Origin of the sequence: Scytonema sp. PCC 10023, assembly GCF_963920835.1 — a bacterium.
Lineage (GTDB): Bacteria > Cyanobacteriota > Cyanobacteriia > Cyanobacteriales > Nostocaceae > Kalymmatonema.
Map to the genome: position 1 here is coordinate 21,259 of NZ_CAWUDP010000119.1, position 6,694 is coordinate 27,952.

A 6,694-nucleotide genomic window follows, 5' to 3' on the forward strand; every position below is an offset into this window, starting at 1 on the left:
CTATCATCGGATATTGACAGGTTGCCCTGTGTATTGGTAGACATCCATGACTGCTTCTTACTCTGCATCCCAAACATCCCAACCCAATAACCCGACTGCGCCGCACACTGACACTCGATTGGTGGATCGCAGTAAGCTGACTCAAATGTTCCAGCACTATGTCGAGACGAAGGATAAGTATCCTCATGCGATGCTACTGTATCGAGTGGGAGATTTCTTTGAATGTTACTTTGAAGATGCTGTGACTTTGGCGCAGGAATTAGAACTCTCCCTCACCAGCAAGTCAGTAGGGGAAGTCGGACGGGTAGCGATGAGTGGTGTACCGCACCACGCCTGGGAACGCCACGCGACACAGTTGGTAGAAAAAGGATATGCTGTTGTCATTTGCGACCAGGTGGAAGATGCTGCGGAAGCTGCAGGGAGGTTGGTGCGGCGGGAAATCACGCGCATCCTGACCCCTGGCACTTTGCTAGAGGAGGGAATGCTCAAGTCAAGTCGCAATAATTACCTGGCGGCTGTGGTCATCGCTGGGGAACATTGGGGTTTGGCGTATGCAGATATTTCTACTGGTGAATTCCTCACCACGCAAGGTAGCAATTTAGAGCATTTGACACAGGAACTTATGCGCTTGCAGCCTGCAGAGGTGCTTATTCCGACCAACGCACCAGACTTGGGCAGTTTACTGCGTCCGGGAGAAAAATCAGAACATCTCCCCCAATGTTTGCCACCCTCTTTTTGTTATTCGTTGCGATCGCAAATTCCCTTCTCTTCAGGAGAATCTCGGGCAAAATTGTTGCAAAAATTTAAAGTGCGATCGCTGGAAGGATTGGGTTGCGAACATCTCCCGTTAGCCGTCCGCGCTGCAGGTGGGTTGCTGGAATATTTAGAAGATACGCAGAAAGAAAACGCCATCCCCCTACAGCCGCTACGCACCTATACCCTCACTGACTTTTTAATTGTTGACCATCAAACCCGCCGCAACCTGGAAATTACGCAAACTGTGCGTGATGGCACCTTTCACGGTTCCCTGCTTTGGGCATTAGATAAAACCAGTACGGCAATGGGTAGTCGTGCTTTACGGCGGTGGTTGTTGCAACCACTACTTGATATTAAAGGTATTCGGACACGGCAAGACACGATTCAAGAATTGGTAGAAAATACAACTCTCCGTCAAGAACTACGGCAGTTGTTACGTCAAATTTATGATTTAGATCGGCTCACGGGACGCGCTGGTTCTGGTACTGCTAATGCAAGGGATTTACTTGCTTTGGCAGATTCCCTGTCTCGTTTGCCAGAATTATCTCGCCTGGTGGCTGATGCTCGTTCACCCTTCCTGAAAGCATTACAGAAGGTACCGCCTGTGTTAGAAGAGTTGGCACAGCAAATTCGCGGTCATCTGGTGGAGTCGCCACCGATACATATCAAAGATGGCGGGTTGATTCGTCCTGGAGTTCATGCTCAGTTGGACGAAAGACGTGCCACTGTCGAAGACGACCAGAAATGGATTGCCAACTTGGAAGTTGACGAAAGAGCAAGGACGGGAATTCCGACGCTGAAGGTCGGATTTAACAAAACTTTTGGTTATTATATCAGTATTTCCCGTGCAAAGGCAGACCAAGTGCCGTCTAATTATATACGCAAGCAAACGCTGGTTAATGAAGAACGCTACATCACGCCAGAGTTGAAGGAACGGGAAGCGCGGATTCTGACGGCGCGCGATGATTTGAACCAGTTGGAATATGAGATTTTTGTGGCGTTGCGCGAAGAAGTGGGTTCACAAGCGGAGGTGATTCGCAATATTTCCCGTGCGGTGGCGGCGGCGGATGTGTTGTGTGGTTTGGCAGAGTTAGCGGTTCATCAAGGTTACTGTCGTCCAGAAATGGTGGAAGGACGAGAAATTACGATTGTGGATGGACGTCATCCGGTGGTGGAACAGTCTTTGCCTGCGGGTTTCTTTGTGCCGAATTCTACACAGTTGGGAAGGGAAGAGGAGGACAAGGGAAATTCTTCTCATCCTGACTTAATTATCCTCACTGGTCCAAATGCAAGTGGTAAGAGTTGTTATTTGCGTCAGGTGGGGTTAATTCAGCTGATAGCGCAAATTGGTAGTTTTGTGCCTGCGCGGTCTGCTAGGTTGGGAGTGTGCGATCGCATTTTCACTCGTGTGGGTGCAGTGGATGACTTGGCGACGGGTCAATCGACTTTTATGGTGGAGATGAATGAGACGGCGAATATTCTCAACCATGCAACGTCGCGATCGCTGGTGTTGTTGGATGAAATTGGCAGAGGAACGGCGACGTTTGATGGTCTTTCTATTGCTTGGGCGGTGGCGGAGTACATTGCAACAGAGATTCGGGCGCGGACGATTTTTGCCACGCACTACCATGAGTTGAATGAATTGGCGTCGCTGTTACCAAATGTTGCCAATTACCAAGTGACGGTGAAGGAGTTACCCGACCAAATTATCTTTTTGCACCAAGTTCAACCAGGAGGCGCTGATAAGTCCTACGGAATTGAAGCGGGAAGGTTGGCGGGTTTACCCAAAGTTGTGATTGCACGGGCAAAACAAGTGATGGGGCAAATCGAAAAGCACAGCAAGATTGCAGTTGGACTGCAAAATTTGGAATAGTTATTGTCGATTTCCAGATTATTTGTCCGTGTTGACAAATTCTTGCCACTTGGCGTGGAACTAGCGAAGACACTGACTTGGAAATAGAGGCGTAAAAGGAAAATGCGTTAATATTTTTGGTAAAAAGGTACATTCATTCAATAGACCTTGTAAACTAATGGATATCGCTCTACTCGTGAAAGTTTTAGCACCATGCCTACCATTTCTCATAAAGGTGGGTAATAAGGCAGTAGAAGGAGCATCTCAGAAAGTAGGTGAGGATGTTTGGAACAAGGCAAAAGCCATTTGGGCAAAACTGGATCCCAAGGTAGAAGCAAAAGCAGCCGCGCAAGAAGCAGCAGCGGATGTAGCAAAACATCCGGAAGATGAAGATTTACAAGCGAGTTTGCGGGTGCAGTTGAAGAAAATTCTGGAAACAGATACAGCATTGGCAGCGGAAATTACTCAGATTCTACAAGCCAAAACCGCACAACCAACGGGTGACAATTTCCAGATGCAAGGCAAGTCCTACGACCAAAGTACATTTAAGCAAGTGGGGAAAATAGAAGGCAAGGGCGACGTTAATTTGTAACTATTAGCTGTAATTTCTATCAGGTTAAACAATGGCAGAAGAAAACAACTCTGGTAGCCAAGATAACTTGAAAATGCAGGGAACTGCCTATGACCAAAGTCAGTTTACTGAGGTAGGGAAGATAGAAGCTAAGACGGTTATTTTTGGAGCGCCACAGTTTGAAATAGTCAAACTGCTAGAACGTAGTAGCAAAGCAGAACTGGCTGGTGTTCTCAAAGCAGGTAATCTGCATACAACTTTAGCTTACTGGCAAGGACGAAGCGAGGAAATTACCAAACTCACCCAATGGTTAAAAAATAAAGATATTACTTTAATTGGGATTGAAGGTATTGGTGGCACGGGTAAATCAATGCTAGCTGCCAAAATCTATGAAGAAATTGAGGGTTTCCCCAAGCGATACTGGGCAGATGTAAGTTCTGGGGCAGTGTTCAGCGATTTAGCCCGCCGAGTGCTGACAGAATTTGGTCATCGAGTACCAGAACAAGAATCAGAATTAGTAGAAGCATTGGTTAAGTGCCTGAAATCTGGGCAATACTTGCTAATAGTTGACAACCTAGAAAGTATATTACAGCAAGATAGACAGTGGGGCAGCCAGTTTTACAGAGACTTTTTCACGTTTTGGGTAGAGTATGGCGACAACAGTAAAGTATTAGTCACTACCAGAGAACGACCGCAACAGCCAATATCGTCAAGATTTCAATGGATATCCCTAAAAGGTCTGAAAATTGAGGAAGGGGTGGCACTCCTAACAGCATTGAACATTGGGGGAGATTTAGAAGAATTTACCAAATTAGTAGATGGGCATCCCTTGCTATTGAGATTAGTAGCCGATTTACTCAAAGAAGAATACCCCCAAGACCCCAGCTTAGGACGATTAGCAGAATTAGGCTTAGGGAATTTACAGCAGATATTAACAGATCCCAAGGTAGTAGGTCAGCACCGTCGGGAAAATGTGGGGATGGTGTTGGTATTGGATGCCAGTTTTGCACGGTTGAATGACCTACAAAAGAGACTATTACTCAATGTCAGCGTTTACCGTGGTACTTTTAATAAAGTAGCAGCCGCAGCTTTGTTACCTGAAAGTTCTGAGACTGACGTTGAGAGGGAACTAAGAAACCTGGTTAAGCGTTCCTTTTTGTTAGAAAAACTCAACACTCAGCGGTGGTTTAATTTCCAGCCAGTAGTGTTGGAGTATGTGCGCTATAAAGCAGGCGATCAAACCGAAGTGCATCAGCGAGCGATTGATTTTTATCTTTTGAATGTTAAACAAAAACCTTGGCACACTATAGAAGATATCAAGGAATATCTAGAAATTTTCTATCATAGGTATCTAATAAAACAATATGACTCTGCACTCGATATATTAATAGCTTGCGATGATTTTTTAACATTAAGGGGTTATTACACTGTCCAAGTTGAATTGTATAGGCAATTAATAGCAGCATGGGAAAAAACAGGGGTTAGAGAAAACTGGAATTATCAGGCTACTGTTGGTAGTTTAGGCAATGCTTACCAACGCTTGGGACAGTACCAACAGGCGATTGAGTTTTACCAACAGGCTTTGGATATAGCGAGAGAAATTGGCGATCGCTTTGGCGAAGGAACCGCCTTGGGCAATTTAGGAAATGCTTACCAACGCTTGGGACAGTACCAACAGGCAATTGAGTTTCAGCAACAGTGGTTGAATATAGCTAGAGAAATTGGCAATCGCAATGGCGAAGGACGCGCCTTGGGCGGTTTAGGACTTGCTTACGACTCCTTAGGACAGTACCAACAGGCAATTGAGTTTCACCAACAGGCTTTGGATATAGCTAGAGAAGTTGGTGATCGCAATGGCGAAGGAAGCGCCTTGACCAATTTAGGAAATGCTTACCAATCTTTGGGACAGTACCAACAGGCAATTGAGTTTTACCAACAGGCTTTGGATATAGCGAGAGAAATTGGCGATCGCTTTGGCGAAGGAACCGCCTTGGGCAATTTAGGAAATGCTTACCAACGCTTGGGACAGTACCAACAGGCGATAGAGTTTCACCAACAGTCATTGAATATAGCTAGAGAAATTGGTGATCGCAATGGTGAAGGACGCGCCTTGGGCAATTTAGGACTTGCTTACTACTCCTTGGGACAGTACCAACAGGCGATAGAGTTTCACCAACAGGCATTGAATATAGCTAGAGAAATCGGCAATCGCTTTGGCGAAGGAACCGCCTTGGGCAATTTAGGAATTGCTTACAGATCTTTAGGACAGTACCAACAGGCAATTGAGTTTTACCAACAGTCATTGAATATAGCTAGAGAAATTGGCGATCGCAATGGTGAAGGAAACAGCTTGGGCAATTTAGGACTTGCTTACGACTCCTTGGGACAGTACCAACAGGCGATTGAGTTTCACCAACAGGCTTTGGATATAGCTAGAGAAATTGGTGATCGCAATGGCGAAGGAAGCGCCTTGAACAATTTAGGACTTGCTTACGGCTCTTTGGGACAGTACCAACAGGCGATAGAGTTTCTCCAACCGGCTTTGGATATAGCTAGAGAAATTGGCGATCGCAATGGCGAAGGAACCGCCTTGGGCAATTTAGGAAATGCTTACGACTCCTTAGGACAGTACCAACAGGCGATTGAGTTTCACCAACAGTTATTGAATATAGCTAGAGAAATTGGTGATCGCAATGGCGAAGGAACCGCCTTGGGCAATTTAGGAATTGCTTACAGATCTTTAGGACAGTACCAACAGGCAATTGAGTTTTACCAACAGTCATTGAATATAGCTAGAGAAATTGGTGATCGCAATGGTGAAGGACGCGCCTTGGGCAATTTAGGCAATGCTTACGACTCCTTGGGACAGTACCAACAGGCGATTGAGTTTCAGCAACAGTCATTGAATATAGCTAGAGAAATTGGCAATCGCAATGGAGAAGGAAGCGCCTTGAACAATTTAGGACTTGCTTACCAATCTTTAGGACAGTACCAACAGGCGATTGAGTTTTACCAACAGTCTTTGAATATAGCTAGAGAAATTGGTGATCGCAATGGCGAAGCAAACGCTTTGGGCAGTTTAGGACTTGCTTACCAATCCTTGGGACAGTACCAACAGGCGATTGAGTTTTACCAACAGTCATTGAATATAGCTAGAGAAATTGGCGATCGCTTTGCCGAAGGAACCGCCTTGGGCAATTTAGGAAATGCTTACGACTCCTTAGGACAGTACCAAAAGGCAATTGAGTTTCACCAACAGGCTTTGGATATAGCTAGAGAAATTGGCAATCGCAATGGCGAAGGAAGCGCCTTGGGCAATTTAGGAATTGCTTACCAATCTTTGGGACAATACCAACAGGCGATTGAGTTTCACCAACAGGCTTTGGATATAGCTAGAGAAATTGGTGATCGCAATGGCGAAGGAACCGCCTTGGGCAATTTAGGAATTGCTTACCAATTTTTGGGACAGTACCAACAGGCGATAGAGTTTCACCAACAGTCATTGAATATAGCTA

At 45.6% G+C, this 6,694-nt stretch carries 3 protein-coding genes; all 3 read left to right on the top strand.

All coding sequences use genetic code 11. The annotated features are described in order from the left end of the window. Positions 1-46 precede the first annotated feature (46 nt). Positions 47-2,629, top strand: a complete 2,583-nt coding sequence (gene mutS / locus ACM0OZ_RS41185; RefSeq protein ID WP_414588658.1) for a DNA mismatch repair protein MutS — start codon at positions 47-49, stop codon at positions 2,627-2,629. Between the two features lie 157 nt (positions 2,630-2,786). Then, complete coding sequence (locus ACM0OZ_RS41190) at positions 2,787-3,200, top strand: hypothetical protein (protein ID WP_414588659.1); 414 nt, start codon at positions 2,787-2,789, stop codon at positions 3,198-3,200. A 31-nt stretch (positions 3,201-3,231) separates the two neighbouring features. Next, the coding region (locus ACM0OZ_RS41195) for a tetratricopeptide repeat protein (protein ID WP_414588660.1) at positions 3,232-6,694 on the top strand (3,463 nt) is incomplete at its 3' end.